Genomic DNA, 26,508 nt, shown 5'->3' on the forward strand with positions numbered 1-26,508 from the left:
ATATAAGACATTAAATCAAGTTTGTGATGAACAGATTCCTGAAATTCTTTTCCTATTCCATCGGCTCCCTGCTGGCGTTTCTGCTATCGGGCTGCCAACTGGACGAGACGCCGTTCGCCCAGATTTACACCGACAATTATTACAAAAACGCGGCCGAAGCCGAATCGGCCCAGGTGGCGATGTACGGGAGTTTTTACGACCTCTACGGCGGTCATTACCCCCTGCTGGCCGAAACCGCCAGTGATCTCATGTTTCCGCGCAATGTCGTGGGCCGGGGTTCGATCACCCTGTACACCTACGAGCCGACGTATTCGGTTCAGCTGGGTTTTGGCCGCAATTACGAGTCGCCGGTCCAGCTCTGGCAGTCGGCGTATCAGTGCGTTGAAAAAGCCAACTGGATTCTGTTGAAAGTTCCGGCGACGGACATGGATGCCGTCCGTCGTGATCAGATTGTTGGCGAAGCGTATTTTCTGCGGGCGCTGATGCACTGGACACTGGCGAAAAATTTCGGGGAAATACCGCTCAAAACCGCCCCGACCAACACCATCGACAACGCCACCAACGCCAAAGCCACCCTGGCCGAGGTATACCGGCAGATTTACGACGATCTGACCCAAGCGACGCCCCTGCTACCGGATTATTCCGCCCAGCTGGTTCCGGGCCGGGCCAGCAAACAGGCCGCCATTCTGCTGCACGCCAAAGCCGCCCTCTACAACGAAGACTGGGTAACGGCCCTGGCCAAATCGCAGGAGCTGATCACGTCCGGCAAGCAAAGTCTGATGCCCAACGTCGCTGACGTGTACGACGTTACGAAAAAAGCGCAGGCACGAATCGAAAACATTTTCGCGGCCGAATCGAGCGGAACTGCCACCCCCAACAAGTTTACGGCGGTGGCCTGGCAGGTAGCCCCCATCACGGGCGTCGGGATTTATTCGAACGGGGCCTCCGGCGGTTTTTACATATACCAGTCGTTCTACAACTCGTTCGACCGGGCGGATAAACGCCGGACCCTGCTCGATACCAGCTTTGTCAACCCGGCCGGAAAGGTGGTCAAACAGAAGGAAATCGACACGCGCCTGCTGGCCAAGGATAGTCTGGTGGTGCTCGGAAAGTTCAAAGATCCCAAATCAGTTGGCGCGGCTAACAGCAACAACATGCCGGTTTTGCGGTACGCCGATGCGTTTTTGATTGCGGCCGAAGCGGAAGCCCGCGCCAACGGACCCACCGCGGCAGCCTATACGTTCATCAACACCATTCGACGCCGGGCGGGAATTGCCGATCTGAAAACCGGCCTGGGCAAAGATGCCTTTATCGATGCGGTTTTGCAGGAGCGGGCCTGGGAATTTTTTGGTGAAGGCGACCGCTGGTATGACCTGACCCGAACCGGTAAGTTTTTAACGGAAATTCCTAAAGTGAAGAACGCCGATTTTCCGGAGCGACGCCCGCAGGCCAAACACAAATATTTTCCGATTCCGCAGGTAGAAATCAACGCCAATCCCAAACTCCAGCAAAACCCGGACTGGTAAGCGAAAAAAAATCCGGCAATTTTCAAAAAAAATTTACGGCCGGTTGTAGCGTTCGGGCTGCGGGTTCCGTCCTGGTAGTGTAAAACTTAACACCATTACACCATGAACGCATCAACCATCGTATCCAGCCTCCTGAAGTATCGAAAAATTACCGCCGTTTTCAGCTTCGTATGCCTGCTGGCGCTCGGCGCCTGTAACCAGAATTCGGACAACGATCCGGCCCCGTCCGACAAGGGCGTAACCAGCGTGGTGAAAAGCGCCGAAGAATTTGACCGGGCGATGAATGCGCGGGCCAAAGCCGTAGGCGTCCCGTTCACCATCGAGAACGTCAGCCGCGAAGGCAACATCCTGACGGTCAAGGTAAAAGGCGGTTGTTCGCCCGAATCGTTCCAGGCAGTCTGGAACGGCGTGGAGATCATGATTTACCCGCCGACGATCCACCTGGCGCTCCTGCACGAAACCGCCGAAGTGGTGGGCTGCCCGACGGATCTGGAACACACGATCAAAATTGACATCACCAAAGTGGTGGGCGAAGGCGATCATGCCAATACAACCTTTGTCGTCTACAACGGGTCCAAAGTGCAGGACACCACGCTCAGCCCGGATGGCTCGGTTTCCAACCGCTAAATCAATAACACACCACACGCGAAACGGTGGGTCAGGCGGCCCACCGTTTCTTTTTATCGCCCGCAGCCGGTGATATGGCACCCGATTGTACTCCGTTTGAACGACAACTCATCGAAGGATGCCGGAAAGGCAGTCCGCAGCACCAGGAAATGTTTTACAAGCATTTTTACGGGTTTGCAATGGCCATTGCGTTACGATACCATCCCGGCAGGCAGGAAGCCGGCAGCGTGGTCAACGACAGTTTCCTGAAAATTTTCGACCGGATCGACCGGTATTCCTTCGACGAAACGTTTCGGGGCTGGCTGCGCCGGATTGTGGTCAATACCGCCCTCGATCACTACCGCCGGCTGTCCAGACACGCCCACACCCTTGACATCAACGACAACCCCGATCATCCGGCGGTTTTGGTCGAAGATTCGGTGATCAGCCAGCTAACGGCGGAGGATATTCTGCACCTGCTGCACCATCTGCCCGATCACTACCGGCTGGTGTTTAATCTTTACGAAATTGAAGGCTACACGCACGACGAGATTGCCCGGCAACTCAACCTGTCGGTCAGTTCGTCGCGGGTGTACCTGGTGCGGGCCAAAGAAAAACTGGCCCGGATGGTGAAAAGTTATTTCCCGAACCACAATGAAAGATTCCATTCCTAAAAAGCTGACCGAACACATCCGGAAAACCGTGGGGCGGTATGAAACTCCCTACGAACCCGGCTCATGGGAGGAGTTTCAGCGCCTGCAACGCCAGCGGCAGCAACGCCAGCCGCTGGTCTGGTTCCGGTATGCGATGGCAGCTTGCCTGCTGCTCGGCCTGCTGGGCGTGCCGCTTTGGCTGTATCTGGATCGGTCCGAACCAAGCGGTTGGGCCGTCAGCCGGCCCAAAACCGGACTTCCAGATCAGAAGGAAGGGAATCCGGCTGCGAAAAACCGGCAACCCGCCGACCCGGTTTCGACCAGCCAGCCCTTCGGTCCGCAGGGGCATGAAAAACCGCTGCATCCGAACGCTTTGGCTCAAACCCGCCCGGCCTGGAAAAATACGGCACAGCACCCTAAAGAAGTGTCCATCAAATCCGCTGACTATCAGACCCTAACCCTCACTAAAAACCAATTGAAACACAATTCAAAACCGGCAAAACCCGGTTTTTCAACGGATTCCGATCCGGTTTTTGAACAGGAACCGACTGGCCCGCTTCCGGCCACGGACGGTCCACCGCGTTTCAGCCAGCGAACCGAAAAAACCGCTTCGTTTGAACCGATTCCCACCCGTTTCCGAACGTTCTACCGCTGGCCGGAGCGGCCGTTGGGGCTTCCGTTGACTGCGCAGCCCGCAGCGCCGACGCTGGCGAAAACGGCCGGTGCTGCGTCGAAGCCCAAACCGGTGCTGGGCGTGAGCCTGAGCCCGCAGTCGGTTTATGCCGCGGGCAGTGCGCCCGCCATGGCCGTCGGGGGCGGTCTGTTCTCCGAAATTCCGGTCACGAAGCGGTTCAGTTTGTCGACCGGTTTGCTGGTGGCCCGCCAAACGCTCGGCACCAAAGAATCGGGGCTGATTCCGATGTCGACGCTGCCGCATCGGGTGGCCACCGACATCCGGCTGGTCGCGGTCGATCTGCCCGTGAATCTTCGGTTTCGCCCTTTCAAGTCCGCCCAGACCGGTTTTTACATCGAAACCGGTCTGTCATCGCTGGCCTTCCTGAACGAGCAGTATGCCGAAACCTATGAGCAACTCAAACCGGTGACCGTTTCGGTGATGGGCACCAATGGGCAGGAGCAAACGGTGACGCAATACGTGACCGCGCAGCAAATCGTCAACCGTTCCGAACCGGCTTTCCGGCAGATTTACTGGGGCCGGATTGTCAACGTCTCCGTTGGTGTTGAACGCCGGATCAGCGACCGGCTTCGGTTGTCGGCCGAGCCGTACCTGAAATACCCGCTGGGGCCGTTCACGCGGGAGAACCTGCAGCTCGGTTCGGGGGGTGTCAGTTTGCGACTCGGTTTCTCAAACTAATCGTCTGCCCCCCCGAAGGCGTGTTTTCGGGTTTGGGGTCAAGTAGCTTTGGCGGCCTTTTTTCTTTCGTTCTATGTCTACTATTATTCAGAACTATGACACGAATGAAAAGCATGGCAACGAAGTTGGGCGGTTTTGGCCGAAAAGGGCTGAGCCTGTGCGGCTGTCTGCTGGTTGCCGTTATGATCGGCAACGCCCAGAGTAAGCCGAAAAAAGGAAGCGAACTCCGGTTTAAAAAGCACGTCCTGACCACCGAATTCATTGCTGAAGGGGCCACCGTCATCGACGTCAATAAAGATGGGAAAAAAGATGTGGTAGCCGGCGCCTACTGGTTTGAAGCCCCGGGCTGGACGCGCCACGAACTCGACAAACCCCAGAAGTTTACGTACAACACGGGCTACAGCAATTCCTTCCTGAATTTCACCATGGACGTCAACAAAGACGGCTGGCTGGACGTGATCCGGATCGACTTCCCCGGCAAAGCCGCCGTCTGGCACGAAAACCCGAAGAACCAGCCCGGCCACTGGAAAATTCACCCGATCTATCCGTCGGTCGGCAACGAATCGCCCCTGTTTGCGGACGTCGACGGCGACGGTCGGCAGGACCTGATTTGCAACGATCCGACGGCCAAAGAAATCATCTGGCTGCGGGCACCCGACAAAAATTTCACCGACGAATGGGAAAAAACCGTGATCAGCAAAGGCGATTCGACGCCCGGTACGCACATGTACACCCATGGCCTGGGCCTGGGCGACGTCAACGGCGACAAAAAGCTGGACGTGATGATTCACATTGGCTGGTGGGAAGGCCCCAGCGATCCGAAACAACCCAACTGGACTTTTCATTCGGCCAACCTGGGCAAAGAATGCGCCCAGATGTACGTCTATGACGTCAACGGCGACGGCCTGAATGACGTCATCACGTCCTCCGCCCACAACTACGGCATCTGGTGGCACGAACAAAGCAAGGACGCGCAGGGCAACCCGGGCTGGACCACCCACGAAATCTACAAGGATTTTTCCCAGAGCCACGGTCTGGCGCTGGTCGATCTGAACGGCGATAAAAACCCGGATCTGGTGACGGGCAAACGGTATTACGCGCACAACGGCAAGGTTGACCCGGGTGAGGATGACCCGGCGGTTTTGTACTGGTTTGAGTTTAAACCGGGTAAAAATCCGTCCTGGATTCCGCACGAAATTGACAACAATTCCGGCGTTGGCTTACACGTCACGGTGGAAGACATTAACGGCGACAAATTGCCGGACATTACCGTAGGCAATAAAAAAGGCGTCCACGTATTTGAGCGGCAGAAACGCTAAAACCGCATCAGACTCCCGCAAATCCACCGGCCTTCCATAGGAGCACCGGTGGATTTGCCTTTTTACAAAAAAAATAACGCATTGACAGCTAGGCAGTTAATTGAGACTTTTAAATTTTATTGGCAACAACTTTATAATCGTTCTAAATAGTATTTACATTTACGGCGAAAACCTTTTTATCAACCTGTCATGTTAAAATCTTCTTTCCTTTCCCGGTTTATGCCGGTGGCTTTCCTGGTGGCGAGTCTGACGGCTTGTAACGATGCCGATGACGACACTACGTTTATTCCGCCTTCCAACCTGCGCTCGGCCATCGACTACACTAAACTGTCGGACACTACCTCTTACGCGAACTATTTCAAGGATAACGACGGCAACAAAACCGTTGATCTGGCGCCCGGCAGCACCCAGTTGCTGATGTTCCGCGCCATCAACACCTACAACGGCACGGCGGTTGGAACCGGCGCGACGCTGGATTCGACGGTCCTGAAAAACATGTTTGCCAATACCAACAACGCCTTCTCCGACGCGGCCTTGAACACGTCCGGCGTGAACCTGCGCTCGATCTTTGCGTCGTCGCTGCCTGCGGCCGACGCCGAAAAAGAACGGAAAACCCTGGAAGCCGGTTTTCCGGCCATCGCCACGGCCAGCAAATCAGTATCGGCCACGGCGGGTGAAGGAAAAGCCGGGAAATTGGGCACGTATCTGGTGGATGCAAAAGGCATCGAGTGGGGCCAGATCATCCAGAAATCAATGATCGGTGGGTTGCAGCTGGATTACATCAGCAACGTGCTGCTCAGCGACGCCAAGCTGGCGCTCGACAATTCCAAAGTCGTATCCGGCAAAAAATACACCGAGCTGGAGCACAGCTGGGATCAGATCTTCGGCCTGCTGACGGCCAACCCGGTGTACGGCGGCAAAGCCACGGCGACCTCGTCGGGCGAAAGTTTCCTGGGTTCTTACCTGTGGGAATACAACAAGGAAGACTTCCCCAAAATCCACATGGCGCTGCTGAAAGGCCGGGCTGCCATTGTCAACAATGACGCCACCACCCTGAAAGCCCAGGCCGCTATTCTGCGTCCGGCGATGGAAAAAGCGGTTGCTGGCGCGGCCCTCGGTTATTTGGGCAAATGGAAAACCAACGCAACGAACGACGCGGCCCGCGCCCACGCCATCGGCGAAGGACTGGGCTTTATCTACTCCCTGCGCTACGCCAAACTGAACGGCGGCACGGCGGCTTTTTCCGACGGCCTTCTGGCGAACCTGGTCTACACGGCGCCGAACGGCTTCTGGGGTCTGACCAACACCAAAATCGATGCCGCCGACACCGCCATCCGGACGCAGTTCAAGATCGCGAAATAAGTTTACGGTTTTGGGTTTGCGGTTTTCGGTGGGCCGACGCTTGTCTCCTGGCAGGCGCCCGCCCACCGAAAACCGCATCCGGTAAATACCTGATCATTCCACACCGGGCAACCCATCTGCGTTGCCCGGTTCTTTTCTTTTTTCTTATGGCATTCTTTCGTTGGAAAACCGTCGGTTTTTTAGTCGTATTCGTGGGCGTTATCTGGGCCTGTTCGTCCGGCAACGACGAAGCGGACCCTAACCCCACGCCGGACCCGAATCCAACCAATCCCGTAGGGCCCGATCGCAAAGCGATGCTGACGCACCTGGCCGACAACCTGATTCTGCCCAGTTACGCCAATTTCAAAACGAAGTTCGACCAGATGCTGGCGAAATCGGATGCGTTTACGGCCAAACCCGACAAAACGACGCTGACCGAATTCCGGCAGGCCTGGGCCGATGCGTACGTGGAATGGCAGAAAGTAGAACTGTTCGACGTGGGGCCGGCCGAGTCGCACACGCTGCGGTATTTCTTCAACATTTATCCGGCCAACGCGACCGGGATTGAAGAAAACATCGTTTCCGGAACGGCGGTGCTCGATTTACCGTCGGCTTATCCGAAACAGGGCTTCCCGGCCCTCGATTACCTCATCAACGGCCTGGCTCCCACCGACGACGCCCTGATTCTGCGCTACACCACGGCGGCCGACGCGGCCAAGCGAATTGCGTATTTGAAGCTGATTACCAACCAGATGAAGACGGTTTTGAACACCGTCCTGACCGAATGGACGACCTCCTACCGGGATAAGTTCATCACCAGCACCGGCATCGACGTCAGCGGCTCGACCTCCAAACTGGTGAACGGCTATGTTCTGCATTATGAGCGCTACATCCGTTCCGGAAAATTCGGCATCCCGTCGGGAGCGATGACAAACGGCGTAGAGGCTCCCGAAAAAGTAGAGGCATTCTACAAAAAAGATCTGGCGGTGACGCTGGCCAAAACCGCCCACCAGGCCGCCATTGACTTCTTCAACGGCAAAGACGTCAAAACCGGCCAGGAAGGACCCGGTTTCAAGTCGTACCTGAACGCCCTCGGTGCCAAAGACAGCCAAAGCGGCAAGTCGCTGACGGAGGTGATCAACGCGCAGTTTGACGCATCGAACGCGAAACTCAACGCCTTGAAACCCAACCTGTCCGACGAAGTCAAAACCAATACTGCGGCCGTTACGGCGGTTTATACCGAAATGCAGCGAGCCGTTCGGATGCTGAAAGTAGACATGACCTCGGCCATGAGCATCACGATTACGTACGTGGATACGGATGGCGACTGATGCGGGCCTACCTTCGGACATACACGTCGGCAGCCCCCCTGGCGGTTTTTCGGATCGCGTTTGGGCTGATGCTGTTCGGCAGTGTCGTCCGGTTCGGGTCGAAAGGCTGGATTGAAGAACTGTACCTCAAACCGACGTTTTTCTTTCCGTATTACGGGTTTGAGTTCATCAAACCGCTGGGCAATTACACGTATCTGCTCTTTGCGGTTTGCGGGTTGAGTGCGCTGCTGGTCGCCATCGGCTGGTTTTACCGGACGGCTTCGGTACTGCTTTTTCTCAGTTTTACTTACATCGAACTGATGGACAAAAGCACCTACCTGAACCACTATTATTTTGTGAGTCTGGTGGCGTTCCTGCTGGTTTTTCTGCCCGCCAACGCCTTTTTCTCGGTGGATGCTTTCCAAAACCGCCGGATTTTTCACAACCAGGTTCCGCGCTGGACCATCGACTGTCTGCGCCTGCTGATGGGGCTGGTGTACATCTACGCCGGGCTGTCCAAACTCAATTCCGACTGGCTGCTCGAAGCCCTGCCGCTCCGCATCTGGCTGCCGGGGCGCAACGACCTGCCCCTGATCGGTTGGCTGTTCAGTTACCGCGAAACCGCCTTTGCGTTTAGCTGGCTCGGTTTGTTGTACGACCTGAGCATCCCGTTTCTGCTGCTCAATCGCGTCACGCGCCCGTATGCGTACGTTGCCGTTGTGCTTTTCCACGTTCTGACGGCGGTGTTGTTTCCGATCGGGATGTTTCCGTACATCATGATCGTGGCCGCGCTGATCTTTTTTCCGGCCGGTTTTCACCAGCGGCTTCTGGCCCGGCTCAGCGGTTTGCTCCGGCTTCCGGATTTTCTATCATCAGCGCAGAAACCGCTGGTCTACAGCCCGCTGAAAAACCGGTTTTTGGCAGCCCTCCTGCTCTTTTTTTTCATCCTTCAACTCATTGTTCCGTTTCGTTACCTGCTCTATCCCAACGAGTTATTCTGGTCGGAAGAAGGATACCGGTTTTCGTGGCGGGTGATGCTGATGGAAAAAATGGGAAACGTGCAGTTCAGGGTAGTGGACGAATCGGGGCGGTACGCGATTGTCAATAACGAGCAACACCTGACGGTTTTGCAGGAAAAAATGATGGCGACGCAGCCGGATATGCTGCTCCAGTTTGCGCACTATTTGCGGGATTACTACGCCCGGCAGGGGTTCCGCAACCCGAAAGTGTACGCCGATACCTACGTCAGCCTGAACGGGCGGCTGGGAAAACCGTACATCGATCCAAACGTCAATCTGGCGCAGGAAACCGATTCATTCCGCCCCAAAAAGTGGATTTTACCGTTTACCGATGAAATTAAAGGTTTATAGCTTCTGGTTACTTTTCTGCCTGATTTCGCACGCCGGACTGGCCCAGCACACGCTGCGGGGCCTCGTTCGGGAAAAAACCACGCTCGGGCCGGTGGATGGGTGCAGCGTGTACCTGAAAGGCTCCCGCACCATTGCGACGACCGACAGCGCCGGGCGGTTTTTCATCCCGAACCTGAAACCCGGTACCTACCAGCTCCAGTTTTTTTCGCTCAACCACCAATCCCTCAAAACCGACGTTACCGTTGGCCCAGAAACCGCAACGCTGGAGTTTACCCTGGAAAGCTCCGAAAAGACGCTTCGCGAAGTGACCGTAACGGCCCCGCAGGGTAGTTTCGGCATGACCCGGCTGCGGGAAGTGGAAGGCACGGCCATTTTTGCGGCCAAAAAATCGGAGGTGATTCTGCCCGAAAATCTGGTTGCCAATCTGGCCACGAACAACGCCCGGCAGGTCTACGCGCGCGTCGCCGGGCTGAACATCTGGGAAAACGACGGGGGCGGTTTGCAACTGAGCATCGGCGGGCGCGGCCTCGACCCCAACCGGACCTCCAATTTCAACGTCCGGCAGAACGGCTACGACATCAGCGCCGACGCGCTGGGCTATCCCGAGAGCTATTACACCCCGCCGACGGAGGCCCTGAAACGCATCAAGATCGTGCGTGGGGCGGCTTCGTTGCAGTACGGAACGCAGTTCGGCGGTTTGCTGAATTTTGAAATGCGCCCGCCCGTCACCGACCGGACGTTCGAGCTGACGTCGCGGCAAACCGTGGGTTCGTACGGTTTTTTCAATTCGTTCAACAGCGTGAGCGGCACGGCCAAAAAGTTGAGTTACTACGCTTTTTTTCAGTACAAGCGCGGAGATGGCTGGCGGTCCAATTCGCATTTCGACAGCAAAACCGCCTTTGCCGACCTGCATTACCAACTGACCGACGACGCTAAAATTGAGCTGGAAGTGACGCACATGGATTACCTGGCCCAGCAACCGGGCGGCCTGAGCGACGACATGTTCCGGCAGAATCCGCGCCAGTCGAATCGCGAACGCAACTGGTTTAAAGTCGACTGGAACCTCTTCAACCTTCATTACGACTGGAAAATCAATGCCCGCTCGGAGCTTAACCTGATCGGCTTTGGCGTGGCTGCGTCGCGGTACTCGCTCGGTTTTCGGCCCAACCGCGTGGCCACGGTCGACCACGAAAGCATCGAGCGCGACCTGATCGCGGGCCATTTCCGCAACTGGGGCTTCGAAGGGCGGTTTCTGAACCGCTACAAGCTGGGCCGGAAAGAAGGCGTTTTTCTGGTAGGAACCCGGTTTTACCACGGTTTTAACCACAGCCGGCAGGGCATGGGGCCCGCCGGGAAAAAGGCCGATTTTACGTTTGTCGAACCCGATCAACTGATGTCGTCCGACTACCGGTTTCCGAACCGAAACGTGTCGGTTTTTGCCGAGAATGTCCTGTTTCTCAGTTCCAGATTTTCCGTTACGCCCGGTTTGCGGTACGAATACATCCGCACCACCGCCGACGGTTTTTACGGCAACATCATTCGCGATCTGGCCGGTAACATCATTACGATCACGAAAACCAATGAGAAGCGCGTCAATCCGCGCGGGTTTGTCATTGCCGGTCTTGGCCTGAGTTACAAGCCTTCGGCGGCCGCGGAATTGTACGGAAACATCTCGCAGAACTACCGTTCGATTACCTTCAGCGACATGCGGATTGCGAATCCGTCGGCGGTGATCGACCCCAATTTGCAGGACGAACGCGGTTTTTCGGCGGATCTGGGCGTTCGGGGCGAGAAGAACCAGGTGCTGAACTACGACCTGAGCTTGTTCGCGCTCAACTACGGCAACCGCATTGGCGAGGTGCAGTTTTACGACGAAAACGACCGGGTTCTGCGCAAACGAACCAACGTGGGCCGGGCGCTGATTGTCGGTCTGGAAGCCTACGGCGAAGCGGAAGTGCTGCGCCTGTGGCAACCGCCTTCGGCGCAGTGGAGCGGGTCGGTTTTTGGCAACGTTGCACTGATCCGGTCCCAGTACGTGAACAGCCAGATTCCGGGCGTCCGGGGCAACGAAGTAGAGTTTGTTCCGGCGGTCAACCTCAAATCGGGCCTGCGCGGGGGCTATCGCAACCTGAAAGCGTCGTTCCAGTTCACCTTCCTGACCGATCAGTTTTCCGACGCCACCAACGCCGTCGATGGCGGTTTTTCGGCGGTCGTCGGGCGGATTCCGTCGTACCACATCATGGACGTCTCACTTTCCTGGAATTACCGCTGGCTCAAACTGGAAGGCAGCGTCAACAACCTGACGAACGAATTTTATTATACGCGCCGGGCCACGGGCTATCCCGGCCCCGGTATTTTGCCGTCCGACGGGCGGAGCTTCTTTGCAACGGTCGGCGTCAAATGGTAACCCCGAACCGTTCGCTAAATAGACATTGGAAGAGTGGTAAATCTGTGCGTTAATTTGCAATCTTTTCGCTGATTATCAACGCCCTTACCGCCCTAAAACCCGTATGATTCGCGCGCTGTCTGCTTTCTTTTACCGGATTGCATCCTGGAAAACGCTGCTCCTGGGCATTCTGCTCTACCTGCCGATTCCGATCTTCATTCTGGGGCCGCTCGAAAAGCAGCTGAATGCCTTCGCCGGTTACGAAATCGGACCGATCGACCTGTTGATGTTCGAGTTTAACCCGGCTAAAATTCAGCAAATGGTAGCGGATTACGGTCCGGAGGGCCGGGCCCTTTATACGCAGGGCGTGCTGATCGGCGACACGATTTATCCGATTGTTTATACCTTCCTCTTTTGCCTTATTCTGTCGCTGCTGTACCGGAAACGGCCGGGATCGCTGGTGAATGTTTTCCCGATGCTGATGCCGGGCCTTGATCTGATCGAAAACGCCCTGATTGTGACGCTGCTGCAATCGTATCCGGCACCACTGCCAACCGTCGCGGTCTGGTGCTCCGTCGTTGGTACCCTGAAATGGACCGCTTTTGCCGTAACCGTTTTACTGGCGGTTTACGGATTAATGCGGCTGCTCGCCCGAAAACCGGCAACGGGCTCGCTAATTGGTTGACTGAACACGGCACGACGTTAAAAACCGGGCGCCTTTTCTATTCACATTCATTTTGTCGTAAGATGTATACCCTTGTTCTTCTGGATGATCATCAGGTGGTGCTCGAAAGCTTTGCCAACCTGCTGGCGACTTCGGACCACTTCCGGGTGGTGGGAATGGCGCAGGACCGCCCATCGCTGCTGGCAATTCTGGAGCAGAACCAGCGGGAAGGCCAGCCCGTTGATGTGCTGGTCACCGACCTGCTCATGCCGACCCTGAACGGTGCCGACCTGATTGGCCCGCTGAAAGAACAGTACCCGAATCTGTCCGTACTGGTGTTGTCCGGTTCGGATGATCCGGCCCTGGTTCGGCGGGCGATGCAGGCCGGAGCAAGCGGTTATGTAACCAAAACCGCCGACAAAACCGAGCTTTTCGACGCCATTCTGGCCGTAGCCGCCGGCCGGCGGTACATGGATAGCCGGGCTTTTCTGTGGGAAGAACCCGCCCCCCCCGCACCGGCCACCGAAAACCCGCTCACCGAGCGCGAAAATCAGATCGCCCGCCTGATTGTGGACGAATTTTCGAGCGTGCAGATTGCCGAGCGGCTGTTCATTTCGTTCAATACGGTGGAAACGCACCGCAAACGGATTTATCAGAAGCTGGGGGTAACGACCGCGCTGGGCCTGCTGAAATATTCGCTCAGCCGGAAACTTCTTCGATAGCCAGGGGCAGCAATACGCTGGCCTGCGTACCGTTCCCGGCGCCGGATTCCAGCCAGAACTGGGCCCCAATCGTTTGGGCCCGCTCCCGAATATTGTCCAGACCACTGCCGGCATCGGTGCGGTTGGCCAGTCCGATGCCGTCGTCGTTGACCTGCACCGCCAGCCACTGGTCGTGCCAGACCAGCTTGATCTGCGCCTGGCTGGCCCGCGCGTGACGCAGGATGTTCGTGCACAATTCCAGGCAGATAACGTACAGATTGAACTTCACGTCCGGACTCAGCGGCAGCTTTGCGGTGGGCTCGTAGCTCAACGAAAACCGCGTTTTTTCCATCAGATTCAGTTTTTTGATCAGGCTTTTGAGCGACACCAGCAGCTCCTGCTGCAACACCTGATCAGGCACGAGGTTGCGCGACACCTGCCGGACCTGCGTAACGGCGTCGTTGAGCAAATCGAGGCTGTTTTCGTACAACTTCTTGTCGCGGGGGGATAAAATATCGGCGTCGATGGTCTGGAACGTCATTTTGGTGGCCCCGAGCAGGCTGCTCACCCGGTCGTGGAGTTCGGTGGCCACGCGCTTCCGCTCCAGCGTCTGGCCTTTGATCAGGGCCATTTCAATCTCCCGGTTTTTGGCGCGCAGGGCCAGGTTGGTCCGCCGAAGCCGCAGGCTGTAATAGACCAGCAACAGACCCAGCGCACTGATGAGCGCAAAACCGACGCCCAGCAGCTTCCGAAACCGCTCCTGCGCCGAAAGCCCCTGGTGCAACCGATCGATCTTTAACTGCTTGATCGTGGCCTGCTGACGGGCCTCTTTCTGGGCCGCTGCCGCCCGGAGCCGGTGGCTTTCAAGCTGGTGTTGCAACCGGCTGGTTTCCGAGCGTCGGCGCAACTCATTCGTTTTGACAACGTGGCTCAGGCGATCCAGTTCGGCCTGTTTCGCCAGGGTCTGGTACCGGTGCTGCTGCAACTGCTGCTCCTGACGGTGGGCGGTTTCGAGCCGTTCGCGCTCAAAACGGGCTTTGCTGCGCAGGCTTTCGGTCTGGTTAATGGCCTGCTGTTCCTCCCATTTTTTGGCGTCGTAAAGCCGCTGGTACGCAAACGCATTTTTCCAGTCCTGCTGGTGTTCATACGCGTCAATCAGGACGGAATAGGCCGTGAGCATGGGCGTGCGAACCTGCTGATTTTTAGCCAGCGCTGCCCTGGCGCTGGCAATGGCGTTGGCGTATTGCCCCAAGCCGAGGTACGAAACCGCCAGATCGGCCAGCGCATCCCCCTGCGGAAGCGGGGATTTGAGTTGTTCCCAATACGCCACCGATTGTTTCAGATACGGAACCGCCTGCGCGAATTTCTGCTGGCTGTTGTAGACCTGGCCGATGTCGTTGCTCAGAAAAGCCTTGTTGGAAACCGACACTTTTTCCTGCCGGTTCAGCAGTTCCCAGGCCAGCAGCGAGTGCGTTTCGGCGCGGGCCAGTTGCCCCTGCTTTTTGTAGGCATTCGCCAGAATCCGGTGCAGGTCGGATAAGTGAACCGGATCACTTTTAGGGTCTTTGTCAAACCAGGCAATGCTTTTCTGCAAATACGCCACGGCTTCGCCATATTCGCCCAGGAGGGTATTAATCTGACCCAGGTTCCGGTAAATCCGCCAGAAATAAAGACCGTAGACTTTGGGCGCCCGTTCGATCAACGCCAGAATGCGGTAATTCTGCTTCATGGCCAGGGGGTAATTTATCCCAAAATTGCGGTAATACCGTTCCGCCAGCAACAATCCTTTGATCTGGTATTTGATGTTTTTTTTCCGTTCGGCAAGCTCGACGAGGTGGTTGGCCACCAGCAGGCCGCTGTCGCGGTGAACCATGCCGCTGTAGTGGACGTACGCTGTGAAATGCAGGTATTCCATGCGGGCCGTATCCACCACCGGGCCCGGTCGCAGCCGGTCGAGCCCGAGCAGGCGGGTGCGGGTCGCCCGGACCAGGCTATCGGCATACGCCCGATCCATGCTCCGGTCGAAGTTGAAAGGCGGGGTGTCGTAACGCTGTGCCCGGAGTGTGCCGGACAGGCTCAGCGCAATAACCAGCAGCAGTAGGTTTTGCAAGGGTTTCATGGCCTGCGATGGATGCTCAAACGCTCTGTCTCTGCCCGCGCCAGAGCCGGTTTAGCCGCAAAATCACCGAATTCAGTGACAGAAAATGACGGATTTCGGTGATTTTTTTGGGCGACAGAAGCGGGATCTTTGTGCCGTAATAATCTGATCCACACAAAGTAACCTTTTCCTGGCGTTGAAACGAAATCCTTTGACCACGACTTACTTAACGGTGATCCGTACCCGGTTTTCCGGTGGTATCCACCCTGCCGAAACAGGGCCGGTTTTTGATCCGGGCGGGCTTTACCTTTTACAAATCAATTGACAGAATTGCCTTTTCAGCCTCAGCTGATCGCATCCAGTAAACAACAAACCATGAAAACATTTTCGATTCTTTGCCTGACCCTCCTGGTCATTGTCCTTGAATTCCGGCCCAAACGCTTTGCAGCTTTGGACTTCACCAGCGACCAGTTCGACATTTCCTGGGAGGAGATTACGGCGGATTTATGGCCGTAGCGCCCTTTCCCCGCACCCACTTTTTTTATCCCTTTTACAATCAATTCCTTTTTTCCACACCACGCAAACGCCCGCGCGAGCGGGTACTCAAACCAATGAAAAGTAAACTAAACTTTGTCCGCACGCTGCTCGTCCTGCTGATTCTGAGCACTTCTGCCTGCCACGCAAAAACCACGGGCGAAACCGACTCGACGGCCATCCAAAAACCGTTTGACTTTCTTGTGTACCGGGGCGCTTCCAGGAGGGTCAATGTCAATCTGGCGATTCACCAGTCCAAGCCGGTGATTGTCACGCTGAAAAACACGCGCAACGCCGTGATGCACCGGTCTTACCTGAAACCATCGCCGAATGCGTACCGATTGAAATTCGATTTTGAAGATGCGCCATCCGGCCTCTACCAGCTCGAAATCAGCGACGGCCGCCAAACCACCGTCCGGCAGATCGAGGTAATCGACCTTCCGGCCATCGAATCGCAACGCTACATCGTCTACAATCCGCAGACCAGCCGGTAGGGGGATGGGAATGAGAAATGGAGAATGATGAATGGAAAAGGGATTGCCAATCCGGGCCTTTTTCACTCATCATTCTCCATTTCTCATTTTACATTCATTATTTCTTTTCTCATTTCGGTGCGAATCAGAATGAAATTCGCCAAACCGCCTTGGTTTACAACGGCTTGCTCACCAGGTGCGGTTTTTCGTTGACCACTTTTAGAATCAACTCGCCGAACAGGGTGTTGGCCCAGGCAAACCACTTGCGCGTAAATTTCGCCGGATCGTCTTTGTCGAACGACTCGTGCATGAAACCGGTATTGGCGTGGGTCTTTTTCAACTGCCGGAGCTGCGTCAGAATCTCCTGATCGTCGGTGGACGTCAGGGCCCGCATCGTCAGGCTCATCGTCCAGATATTGTTCACCAGCGTGTGCGGACTGCCAATGCCTTCGGCGGCTTTTCCCCGAAAATAATACGGGTTGTCGGCGCTGAGCGAAAACCGGCGGGTGTTCCGGTAAACCGGATCGCTGGCCGGCAGCGCACCCAGATACGGCAGCGAAATCAGGTTGGGCACGTTGGCGTCGTCCTGCAACAGATGGTTGCCAAAACCGTCCACTTCCAAGGCGTAGAGCCTGCCGTATTTCGGGTGCGTATAAATAGCGTACTGCTTCAGGGCTTTCTCCACCTCATCGGCCAGCGCCCGGCATTCGGTCGCAAAAGCCGCATCGGGCCGCAGTTTATCGGTCAGGGTGGCCACCTGCCGCAGCGACACCACCGCAAACCAGTTGGACGGCACCAGAAACGGAAACACCGTGGCATCGTCCGACGGCCGGAAAATGCTGTGGATCAAGCCAACCGGTCTGGTGGGATTGCCGTAGCCGTTGCCCGGCACCGTGTCCGTCGACCAGGCGGTTTCGCGGCCAAATTTATACGGCCCCGGCCCGGTTTTGCGCTGCTGTTCGCGGCAGGTTTTCAGCACCAGTTTCATGGCCTCGGCCCAGTCGGCATCAAACGGACTGGTATCGCCGGTGGTTTGCCAGTAGTGATACGCCAGCCGAATCGGGTAACAAAGCGAATCCAGTTCCCACTTGCGTTCGTGCAGACCCGGTTTCATGGCCGTAATGTCTTTTTTCCATTCGCCCTCCTTCGCCGGATCGGAATAGAAGGCGTTGGCGTACGGATCGAGCCGGATGCACTGCGTTTGCCGCCGGATGACGCCCGCAATCAGCTTCCGCAGCGGCTCGTCTTCTTTCGTCAGGGGCAGATACGGCCAGACCTGGGCGGTGCTGTCGCGCAGCCACATGGCGTCGATATCGCCCGTAATAACAAACACATCGGGTTTGCCCCCGGACTCCCTGAACTGAACGGTGGTATCGAGCGTGTTCGGAAAGCAGTTTTCAAACAGCCACGCCAGTTCGGGATCGCGGACGGTTTTTTTTACTTTTTCGATGGCCCGTTCGACGGCAGCACTCGTGAAATTCCGTTTGTCGGCGGCCACCCGAACGGTCGGGAAGGTGGGCTCAGGGGCCGCAAAAACCGGGTGAGAACCCAGCGCAAGGCCGGCGCTGGCGGCAGCCGACTGGTGTATAAACTGACGACGATTCATAAGCTGTTCTATTTTTTAGGGGGAAACCGGCAACCCGGCCGTGCTCCTGTTTTCCGGTCCAAAAGTAGACAATTAATTTGGGTTACCGATGCCGGACCGGAAGCGCCCCAGACTGTCCAGATGCGTACAGAAAATGTCCACAAACGGACAGTACGGTTTTCAAAAATAGCCCCTGGCGGCCAACGCAGGGCGGTTTTTCGGTTTGGCCGGAGATTTGATATACGGAAATAGAAGAAATACATCAGACTCTTAACCCTACTGATTTTCAGCTCATGCGACGGAGTGATCTTGGTGAATTTGAAGAAGTGGTTTTGCTGGCCGTAGCCGTTCTGGTGCCGACCGCCTATTCCGTCGTCATTGCCGAGGAACTGGAACGGGAAACCGGACAAACCGTCAGCACGGGGGCGGTTCACGCGGCTTTGCAGCGGCTGGAGCAGAAAGGCTACGTGACGTCCGTTCTGGGGGAAGCCACGGCCGAACGCGGGGGACGACGAAAGCGCCTGTTCACCGTCACGGCCCTGGGCGGCCGCGTTTTGCAGGACGTTCGGTCGGTCCGAAACCGGCTCTGGGACCGCATCATTCCGCACACAATCCTGAAGTGGAGTTGAGAATTAAGAGTGAATAGTTATGAGTTAAAAACAATTCACTATGCTTTCCAACGGTCAAATTCCAGTTAATCCGCACAACTCATCACTCTTCACTCATCACGCTAATGAAACCGCCCCGCTTTGCCGACCGACTGCTGACCTGGCTGGTGGCGCCCCACCTGCGGGAGGAGGTGCTGGGCGACCGGCACGAGCGGTTTTTTCGGCAGGTGGAGCGGCTGGGAGAAGCCCGCGCCCGGCGCCGGTACTGGCGTGATCTGCTGGCCTACCTGCGACCGGCTTTTATCCGGCGACAACCATCCGGCCCGGCGCACCGGGCATTTCCGACTCCAACCCCTACCGATATGTTACGGAATTATTTTACAATCACGTTTCGAACCCTGAGCCGCAATAAACTGTACACCGTCCTCAACGTGGCCGGTTTGACGTTTGGCATCACGTGCTTTTTCTTGATCGGTTTGTACCTGTTCGATGAGCTGACGTTCGATCAGCACCACCGGAACGCCAACCGCATCTACCGGATTCTGGAACACCGGAAGAATCCGAATGAGGAGTTTACGGTGGCCGCTGCCAGCTACAACCTGGCCGACGAAGCGAAAAACCGGATTGCCGAAGTCGAAGCCATCACCCGAATGACCCGGATCGGGCGGGCCGACCTCATCAATCCCGAAACCAAAATTCAATTTCAGGAAACGGTGGCTTATGCGGACCAGAGCCTGATGGAACTGTTTGATTTCGAAGTGGTTGACGGCGAAGGAAAAACGGCGCTGAAAGAACCGAACTCGATTGTTCTGGTGGAAGAACTGGCCCTGCGGCTTTTCCATACGACGCAGGCTGCGGGTCGGGTTGTGCAGTTCAGTTACAACAATACGCCCCTGAGGGTGACGGCGGTTTTGAAAAATCACCCCCGCAATTCCAGTTTCGACTTTGGGTCGATGATTTCGCTCAGCAGCCAGAAGGATCGCAAACAGGAACCGGGTAGCTGGGACTCGACGGAATTCATGGTTTTTGCCCTGCTGAAGGAAAATGCAAACCCGGAAGTCGTTGCGTCCAAACTCTCCTCTTTGCTGTACGCCAATTTCAAACCCGAAGCGGGAACCTCGATCGCGTTTGGTCTGCAACCGCTGCCGGACGTGCACCTGCATTCGGAAACGATCATCGATGCGGCCCGCAACTCCAACGTGGCTGCGATGGGACAGGGAACGCTGCTGTACATCAGAATCTTCGCGATTGTGGCGGTTTTTGTGTTGCTGATTGCCTGCATCAACTACATGAATCTGGCGACGGCCCGGGCGTCCAATCGGGCGAAGGAGATTGGTGTCCGGAAAGCCAACGGGGCGTTTCGGAGCCAGCTGGTGAAGCAGTTTCTGACCGAATCCCTGCTGGTGACGCTGATATCGGGCGTACTGGCGGTGTTGCTGGCGAATCTGCTGCTGCCGGTTTTCAATGAATTTACGGAGAAACAACTTTCGCTGGGCTTCAGAACCGACTACCGGATTTGGCTCTATACGCTTCTTATTCTGGTCGTTACCGGTTTCCTGTCGGGGAGTTATCCGGCCCTGCTGCTGTCGAATTTCAAACCGGTGGTGCTGCTGAAAAGCCTGAAACTCCACAACAAGAGCAATCTGTCGCTGCGGAAAGGGCTGGTGATTTTCCAGTTTACGATTTCCGTCGTGATCATGATTGCGACCATGGTGCTGTTTCTGCAAATCCGTTACGCCAACAACAAGGATCTGGGTTTTAAGAAAGACCTGCTGGTGGTGGTGGACATCAACAGCGCAAAAGCCCGGACGGAAGCCGATGCGATGAAAACGGAGCTGGCCAGGCTATCGGATGTAAAAAATGTGTCGGTGACCTCCCGCGTGCCGGGCGAGTGGAAGCAAATCCAGATGGTAAAAATAAAACCGCAGGGCAGCGCCGATGTTCACAAAACCGCCTACCTGATCGGGGCCGATGAAAACTTTGCCAACACCTTTGAAGTCCGGTTTTTGCAGGGTCGGAATTTTACCAACCCGGCGGATTCGACCGCCATCCTGTTGAACGAAACGGCCGCCAAAGCCCTAAACATCCGGGAAGCGTCCGGACAAGTGGTGGAAATTCCGTCGCGGTCGTTCGGGGTCGATTTCACCCCCCTGAACGAGTCGAACGAACCCTTTCGGGCGCGCGTGATCGGGGTTGTGAAGGATTTTCATTTTCAGTCGCTGCGCGAAAAAATTGCGCCCCTGGTGCTGGCGTACCGGAATAATCCGGTGCACCAGATCGATTATTACACGGCCCGGATTGAGGGCGGCAACCTGCCCGTTACTCTGAAGCGCATGGAAGCGGCCATGGCTAAAATCGACCCGACCCACACGTTTGAATACCATTTTCTGGACGAGCAACTGGCCCGGTTTTACGTCGACGACCAACGCCGGCACACGCTGTTGATCTGGGTAGCGCTGGCCACGATTTTCATTGCCTGTCTGGGTCTGTTTGGTCTGGCGACCTACGCAGCCGAGCAACGGATCAAGGAAATCGGCGTCCGGAAAGTGCTGGGCGCGAGTGTCTGGAACCTGACGGCGCTGCTTTCCAGAGATTTCCTGAAGCTGGTTTTGATCGCCAACGGCATTGCGTTTCCGGTGGCGTGGTGGGCCGCCAATCAATGGCTGAACGAGTTTGCCTACCGCATCCAGATTGGGTGGTGGGTCTTCGTCGCAGCCGGTTTTGTAGCGATCCTCATTGCGCTGTTAACCGTCAGTTATCAGGCCATCAAAGCCGCTCTGGTGAACCCGGTGAAGTCGCTGCGAAGTGAATAGGTATCTGAGCTGGGATGAACTGCCACCCGACACTCCTGCTTAGCCGTATCTGATGGTCATATCCCCGTTAATCTTTCAATCTGTGTAATCCCAGTTCAGACAATTCAATGATGAAACCGCCCCGCTTTGCCGACCGACTGCTGACCTGGCTGATTGCTCCCCACCTGCGGGAGGAGGTGCTGGGCGACCGGCACGAGCGGTTTTTCAGGCAGGTGGAACGGCTGGGAGAAGCCCGCGCCCGGCGCCGGTACTGGCGTGATCTGCTGGCCTACCTGCGACCGGCTTTTATCCGGCGAGCACCTTCTGACTTTCCAAACCCAACCTATACCGATATGATCCGCAACTATTTCAAAATCGCCTTCCGGAATCTGGTCAAACACAAGGGCTATTCGTTCATCAACATCTTCGGGCTGGCGTCGGGCATGGCCGTGGCGATGCTCATCGGTCTGTGGATTTTCGATGAATGGTCGTTCAACCGATCCCACCAACACTATGACCGCATTGCGAAGGTGATGCAGAATCAGACGTTCAACGGACAGGTTGAAACCTGGGGCAGTCAGGCGATGCAGTTGGCCCCCGAACTTCGGACCAGCTACGGCAGCTATTTCAAACACGTCGTGACGGCCGGTTTTCCGGGCGACTACCTGCTGACGGTTGGCGACCGAAAAATCACGCAAACCGGCAATTACATGGAGCCCGGCATTACCGACCTGCTGGCGCTGACCATGCGGAAAGGAAACCGCTCCGGTTTGCAGGACCCCAACTCCGTCCTGCTGTCGGCTTCTGCCGCTAACGCGCTTTTCGGTGCGGCCAATCCGATCAACAAAACCGTAAAAATCGGCAACAAGTACAGTGTCAAAGTCACCGGGGTTTACGAAGATATTCCGGACAATTCTACGTTTGGCAACCTGGCGTTTATCGCGCCTTTTGACTTGCAAAAACGCGATTTGCCCGCGTGGGTAGACTGGGGCAACAGCTGGTTTCAGACGTTCGTTCTGATTGCGGATAAAACCGATATGAATGCGGTTTCGGAGAAAATTAAACTGGCCAAATGGAACCGGGTGAAAAGGAATGACGACCGGCGGTTTAAACCGGAATTGTTTCTGCTGCCCATGTCGCGCTGGCATCTGTATTCCGAGTTTAAAAACGGCGTCAATGTCGGCGGAAAAATTCAGATCGTGTGGCTGTTTGGCATCATCGGCCTGTTTGTGTTGCTGCTGGCCTGCATCAATTTCATGAATCTGAGCACCGCCCGCTCCGAAAAGCGCGCCAAAGAAGTCGGCATTCGCAAGGCGATTGGCTCGGTGCGACTACAATTGATCGCCCAGTTTTTCAGCGAATCGCTGCTGGTGGTGGTCATTGCATTCGTGATTGCCCTGCTGCTGGCACAGCTTAGTCTGCCTTTCTTCAACGAAGTCACCAACAAGGAAATCGGTCTGCTCTGGACCAACAGCCCGGCTGTCCGACCCTGGTTCTGGCTGGCAAGCGTGGTGTTTTGCTTACTCACCAGCGTCGTAGCGGGCAGCTATCCGGCTTTTTACCTATCGGCTTTTCAGCCCGTCAAGGTCCTGAAGGGTACGTTTCGGGTGGGGCGGTTTGCGGCCATTCCCCGGCAGACGCTGGTGGTCATCCAGTTCACGGTTTCCGTCACGCTGATCATCGGCACCATCGTGGTCTTCCGGCAGATTCAGTTTGCTAAAAACCGCCCCATTGGCTACAGCCGCGCCAATCTGGTGACGCTTCCGATCCGGAACGATGCACTGATCACCCATTTTCCAACTTTTCGCGACGAACTGCTAAAAACCGGGTTGGTGGAAGAAGTATCCGCAACGGACTCCCCCATTACGGCCACCGGGGTGACCAACAGCGGTTTTGACTGGAAGGGCAAAATTCCCAACATGGCCGACGAATTCCTTACGCTGCGGATAACGCACGAATTTGGCAAAATGATTGGCTGGCAACTCAAGGAAGGCCGGGATTTTTCCAAAGATTTTGCGACCGACTCGACCGGTTTTGTGCTGAACGAAGCGGCCGTTGCGTACATGGGCCTGAAAAATCCGGTGGGCGAAACCATCAAATGGGGTGACGAACCGTATAAAGTCATCGGCGTGGTCAAAAACCTCATCACGCAGTCGCCCTACGAACCGGTTAAACAGACCATTTTTGTCCTTAACTACAAGCGGGTTTCGCTGCTGACGCTGAAAATAAATCCGGCCGTCAGTGCCCACAACGCGCTGGAACGAATCGAATCGGTTTACAAAAAATACGATGCCGACAATCTGTTCACCTACCAGTTTGTCGATCAGGAGTACGCCAAAAAATTCGGCGAAGAAGAACGGGTGGGCAAGCTGGCTTTCTTCTTTGCGATCCTCGCCATTTTCATTTCCTGCCTGGGGTTGTTTGGACTGGCGTCGTTTGTGGCCGAACAGCGCACGAAAGAAATCGGCGTCCGCAAGGTGTTGGGTGCCTCGGTTTTCAACGTCTGGCGGCTGTTGTCGAAAGAGTTTTTGGTGCTGGTGGTGCTGGCCTGCGCGCTGGCCATTCCGCTCACGAATTATTTCATGACAACCTGGCTCCAGCGGTACACCTACCGAACGGAATTATCGTGGTGGATTTTCGCGGTTTCGGGCCTGGGGGCGGTAGCCATTACCCTGCTGACGGTCAGCTTCCAGAGCATCAAAGCCGCCCTGATGAATCCGGTTCGCGCGCTGCGCTCGGAATAAACGATGACCAATAAACAGGCTGGCGCCAGCCTGTTCATTGGTTATTGATTCAAAGAACCTACATCAGCTTGATTCCCGCTTCTTTAAACCGCCGGTAAATATTCAGCAGCACTTCGCTCCGGAATTGATCTTCTTTGTTCACCGAGTTGATCCAGGTCCGTACCTTTAATTCGATGGCGTCGCTGGTGATCGTCGACAGGAAAATTTCGGGTTGCTGGCGTTTGACAGCATTCGGGTGTTTGGTAATTTCCTGTCTAATCAGCGTTTTGAGCGTACTTAACTCGTGTTCGGCATCGGCCTTGATGGTCAGCTCGATGCGCTTGGCCTTGTGATTGATCGTCCAGTTGATCACCTGTCCCGACAGCAGATCGCCGTTTGGAATGATGACCTCTGACCCTTCGGTGGTCAGCAGGCGGCTGGACCGGATACCGATGTTTTTCACCCGCCCTTTTTTGTTGGTAATCTCGATAAAATCACCGATCTGAAACGGTTTGTCGAAAATCAGAATAATGCCCGACACCAGGTTGTTGACGATGTTCTGCAACCCCAGACCGATTCCGACGCCCAGCGCCCCGACGATCACCGTCACCTTGTCCAGCCCGATTCCGGAAGCCACAATCGCAAACAGAAAACCGCCGATGAGCATGAAAAGCCGGATCATGACCAGCCGCGAGTCGGTATTGCTGATGCTGCCGCCGATCTCATCGTCGGTTTCGCCGAAGAAATACCCGATGTATTTCCGGAGCACCCCGGACAGGTACAGCACCAGGAAAAACAGGACAATGTTTCCCCAGGTAAAGCTGGTGCTGCCGACGGTTCGTTCCGTGGTCAGAAAGTGCGCAACGACGTCGTAAATCGTGTTGTAGATGTAAATGTTGTTGGTAAAAATGATGAGCCAGGCCAGGACGGCGATAGTGCCCAGCAGCCGGTGCAGGCCAATTTTCAGCTTTGCATAATTGAAGCGCGACGTAATGCTGTCGGACAGTTTGCTGCTCACAACCTGAAGCGCGAAGGCTTCGTTGATGATTTGCACCATCGTAAACAGCCCAATGGCCTGCGTCAAGCCGTAAATCGACGCCGTCGAGAGAATTTTCGCCAGGCTCATGCGCCCCAGAATGTTGCAGAGAATCGCCAGGCTGTTCATGCCGATGTAGAGCACCGAAACCTGCTTGACAAAGCCCGCCAGCGCCAGGGCCTGCCGAATCCGGAACAGAAACAGAAAACCAAACAACACCGATACGGCGTTGAGAACCAGCAACCAGAGCCGAAAACCAATGCCGGGGTCGATGATGGACGAGCGGGTGACGATCACCAGCAGATAAAGCGCCACGATGGCCAGCCAGTTGCGGAACAGCGGCCGGGACCAGCTGCGGAAAAAGAGCGCCGTCAGCGCCAGCAGCAGCACAAACTGCATCAGTTCGACATAAACCGCCGGGGGGCGCAGGTCGAACAGGGGGGCAAAATTGAACACCACCACCAGCACCGAAAAAACCGGGATGGCCCGCAGGTACCGGAGTTTTAGCTCCTGCCGAACGGTTTCGCGCTGGCCGTGTTTGTCGATGACGGAAAAACTGCGGTATACCCAGGTAAAAAAAACCGCCCCGATGACCAGCATGTAAAGCCAGTTGCCGGCGCTGCGGTTGAAATAATACCCCAGCAGGTTGCGCTGCCCTTCGTAGGAACGAGCCACCAGCTCGTCCAGGTGTTCGTCGGAACCGGCGGTTTTCGGGATGGCCCAGATGAACTCCGTTTCTTTTCCGGTAATCCTGGCGTTAAATTCCCGAATCCGGTCGTTGACGATGTTGGTCAGTTCGGCGGTTTCAAAATAGCCGTCGGAAACCGAAGCCTGGAGTTTGTTGATCTTCGTCAGGTTCTGGTTGGTCGATTCGCTGGCCTGAATCCACTGTTGCCGCAAATCCTTGAGCGAGTTAAAATAGACGGTGCGAGCCGTGGTGTCGTTGGGCAGCACCAGCAACGAATCGCGGGCCAGCGAAATGAGCTGGCCGTTCATCTCGGACAGTTGGTTTTCGTAGCCCGAAAGCGTTTCCCGCCAGACTTTGAGCCGCGTTTGCATGTCCTCGAGCAGCACCTGAAACATCAGCATGCTTTTCATGTCGTTCACCTTGCTGTAAATCCGCAGGTTGGTCCGGATCGTCTGGACGTACGACTGCACTTCCGGCAGCTGGTCTTCGATTTGCCAGGTGCTGAACCCCCGGCGGGTGCGGTTGCTGATGTCGTTCAGCGCGGTATGTCCTTTTTCCAGGCGGGCAATGATGCTGTCGACCGGAATACCGGGTTGCGGAATAATGGGCAGGCTATCGACCTCGCTGCTTTCGGCGGTTTGCTGGGCGTGGAGAAACAGGGGTGACAGGACGGAAAGAATAAAAACCAAACTCCTGAAAACCAACTTCTTGCTTATTGAGAGA

The 26,508-nt window shown here is 55.9% G+C and carries 19 protein-coding genes; 16 read left to right on the forward strand and 3 right to left on the reverse strand.

The genetic code is table 11. The annotated features are described in order from the left end of the window. Positions 1-26 precede the first annotated feature (26 nt). The 11 genes from ACYVHX_RS07480 to ACYVHX_RS07530 all read left to right on the forward strand — a co-directional run bounded on the left by ACYVHX_RS07480 (position 27) and on the right by ACYVHX_RS07530 (position 13,269). A complete protein-coding gene (locus tag ACYVHX_RS07480; protein WP_460671011.1) occupies positions 27-1,526 on the forward strand; it encodes a RagB/SusD family nutrient uptake outer membrane protein in 1,500 nt (499 codons plus the stop codon). A 102-nt stretch (positions 1,527-1,628) separates the two neighbouring features. Beyond that, entirely contained in the window at positions 1,629-2,153 is a 525-nt protein-coding gene (locus ACYVHX_RS07485) for a hypothetical protein (protein WP_460671012.1), read from the forward strand. 74 nt (positions 2,154-2,227) lie between these two features. Next, positions 2,228-2,806, forward strand: a complete 579-nt coding sequence (locus tag ACYVHX_RS07490) for an RNA polymerase sigma factor (protein ID WP_460671013.1) — start codon at positions 2,228-2,230, stop codon at positions 2,804-2,806. Next, positions 2,787-4,157, forward strand: a complete 1,371-nt coding sequence (locus ACYVHX_RS07495) for a porin family protein (RefSeq protein WP_460671014.1) — start codon at positions 2,787-2,789, stop codon at positions 4,155-4,157. The genes ACYVHX_RS07490 and ACYVHX_RS07495 overlap by 20 nt, the downstream gene beginning before the upstream one ends. 113 nt (positions 4,158-4,270) lie before the next feature. After that, complete coding sequence (locus ACYVHX_RS07500) at positions 4,271-5,476, forward strand: FG-GAP repeat domain-containing protein (protein ID WP_460671015.1); 1,206 nt, start codon at positions 4,271-4,273, stop codon at positions 5,474-5,476. A gap of 189 nt (positions 5,477-5,665) precedes the next feature. Further along, positions 5,666-6,838, forward strand: coding sequence for a DUF4856 domain-containing protein (locus ACYVHX_RS07505; RefSeq protein WP_460671016.1), 1,173 nt, complete (start codon positions 5,666-5,668; stop codon positions 6,836-6,838). Positions 6,839-6,984: 146 nt separating this feature from the next. Beyond that, entirely contained in the window at positions 6,985-8,148 is a 1,164-nt protein-coding gene (locus ACYVHX_RS07510) for an imelysin family protein (protein WP_460671017.1), read from the forward strand. Continuing rightward, entirely contained in the window at positions 8,148-9,497 is a 1,350-nt protein-coding gene (locus tag ACYVHX_RS07515; protein ID WP_460671018.1) for an HTTM domain-containing protein, read from the forward strand. The genes ACYVHX_RS07510 and ACYVHX_RS07515 overlap by 1 nt, the downstream gene beginning before the upstream one ends. Then, positions 9,478-11,904 (forward strand): TonB-dependent receptor domain-containing protein, encoded by a 2,427-nt coding sequence (locus tag ACYVHX_RS07520; protein ID WP_460671019.1) that lies wholly within the window; start codon positions 9,478-9,480, stop codon positions 11,902-11,904. The genes ACYVHX_RS07515 and ACYVHX_RS07520 overlap by 20 nt, the downstream gene beginning before the upstream one ends. 103 nt (positions 11,905-12,007) lie before the next feature. Further along, the gene (locus ACYVHX_RS07525) at positions 12,008-12,568 is read left to right on the forward strand and encodes a hypothetical protein (RefSeq protein ID WP_460671020.1); all 561 of its coding nucleotides are present in this window, start codon (positions 12,008-12,010) and stop codon (positions 12,566-12,568) included. Positions 12,569-12,630: 62 nt separating this feature from the next. After that, positions 12,631-13,269 carry a response regulator gene (locus ACYVHX_RS07530; RefSeq protein ID WP_460671021.1) on the forward strand — a complete coding sequence of 213 codons (639 nt, stop codon included), beginning with the start codon at positions 12,631-12,633 and terminating at the stop codon, positions 13,267-13,269. Here ACYVHX_RS07530 and ACYVHX_RS07535 read toward each other — a convergent pair. Beyond that, positions 13,247-15,367, reverse strand: coding sequence for a tetratricopeptide repeat-containing sensor histidine kinase (locus ACYVHX_RS07535; RefSeq protein WP_460671022.1), 2,121 nt, complete (start codon positions 15,365-15,367; stop codon positions 13,247-13,249). The genes ACYVHX_RS07530 and ACYVHX_RS07535 overlap by 23 nt on opposite strands. A 354-nt stretch (positions 15,368-15,721) precedes the next feature. Between ACYVHX_RS07535 and ACYVHX_RS07540 the strand changes: the two genes are divergently transcribed. Together ACYVHX_RS07540 and ACYVHX_RS07545 are read left to right on the forward strand one after the other, a co-directional pair. Then, positions 15,722-15,862: a hypothetical protein gene (locus ACYVHX_RS07540; protein WP_460671023.1), complete on the forward strand. Its 141-nt coding sequence runs from the start codon at positions 15,722-15,724 to the stop codon at positions 15,860-15,862. 95 nt (positions 15,863-15,957) lie between these two features. Next, complete coding sequence (locus ACYVHX_RS07545) at positions 15,958-16,374, forward strand: hypothetical protein (protein WP_460671024.1); 417 nt, start codon at positions 15,958-15,960, stop codon at positions 16,372-16,374. 154 nt (positions 16,375-16,528) lie between these two features. Here the strand turns inward: ACYVHX_RS07545 and ACYVHX_RS07550 are convergent, their stop codons facing one another. Then, positions 16,529-17,959, reverse strand: a complete 1,431-nt coding sequence (locus ACYVHX_RS07550) for a glycoside hydrolase family 125 protein (protein WP_460671025.1) — start codon at positions 17,957-17,959, stop codon at positions 16,529-16,531. Between the two features lie 272 nt (positions 17,960-18,231). Between ACYVHX_RS07550 and ACYVHX_RS07555 the strand changes: the two genes are divergently transcribed. The 3 genes from ACYVHX_RS07555 to ACYVHX_RS07565 all read left to right on the forward strand — a co-directional run bounded on the left by ACYVHX_RS07555 (position 18,232) and on the right by ACYVHX_RS07565 (position 24,082). Beyond that, positions 18,232-18,567 carry a PadR family transcriptional regulator gene (locus ACYVHX_RS07555; protein WP_460671026.1) on the forward strand — a complete coding sequence of 112 codons (336 nt, stop codon included), beginning with the start codon at positions 18,232-18,234 and terminating at the stop codon, positions 18,565-18,567. 104 nt (positions 18,568-18,671) lie between these two features. Next, positions 18,672-21,359, forward strand: coding sequence for an ABC transporter permease (locus tag ACYVHX_RS07560; RefSeq protein ID WP_460671027.1), 2,688 nt, complete (start codon positions 18,672-18,674; stop codon positions 21,357-21,359). Positions 21,360-21,466: 107 nt separating this feature from the next. Further along, complete coding sequence (locus ACYVHX_RS07565) at positions 21,467-24,082, forward strand: ABC transporter permease (RefSeq protein WP_460671028.1); 2,616 nt, start codon at positions 21,467-21,469, stop codon at positions 24,080-24,082. Positions 24,083-24,140: 58 nt separating this feature from the next. Here the strand turns inward: ACYVHX_RS07565 and ACYVHX_RS07570 are convergent, their stop codons facing one another. Further along, positions 24,141-26,474, reverse strand: a complete 2,334-nt coding sequence (locus tag ACYVHX_RS07570) for a mechanosensitive ion channel family protein (RefSeq protein ID WP_460671029.1) — start codon at positions 26,472-26,474, stop codon at positions 24,141-24,143. Between the last annotated feature and the right edge of the window lie 34 nt (positions 26,475-26,508).

The organism is Larkinella ripae (genome assembly GCF_054780775.1).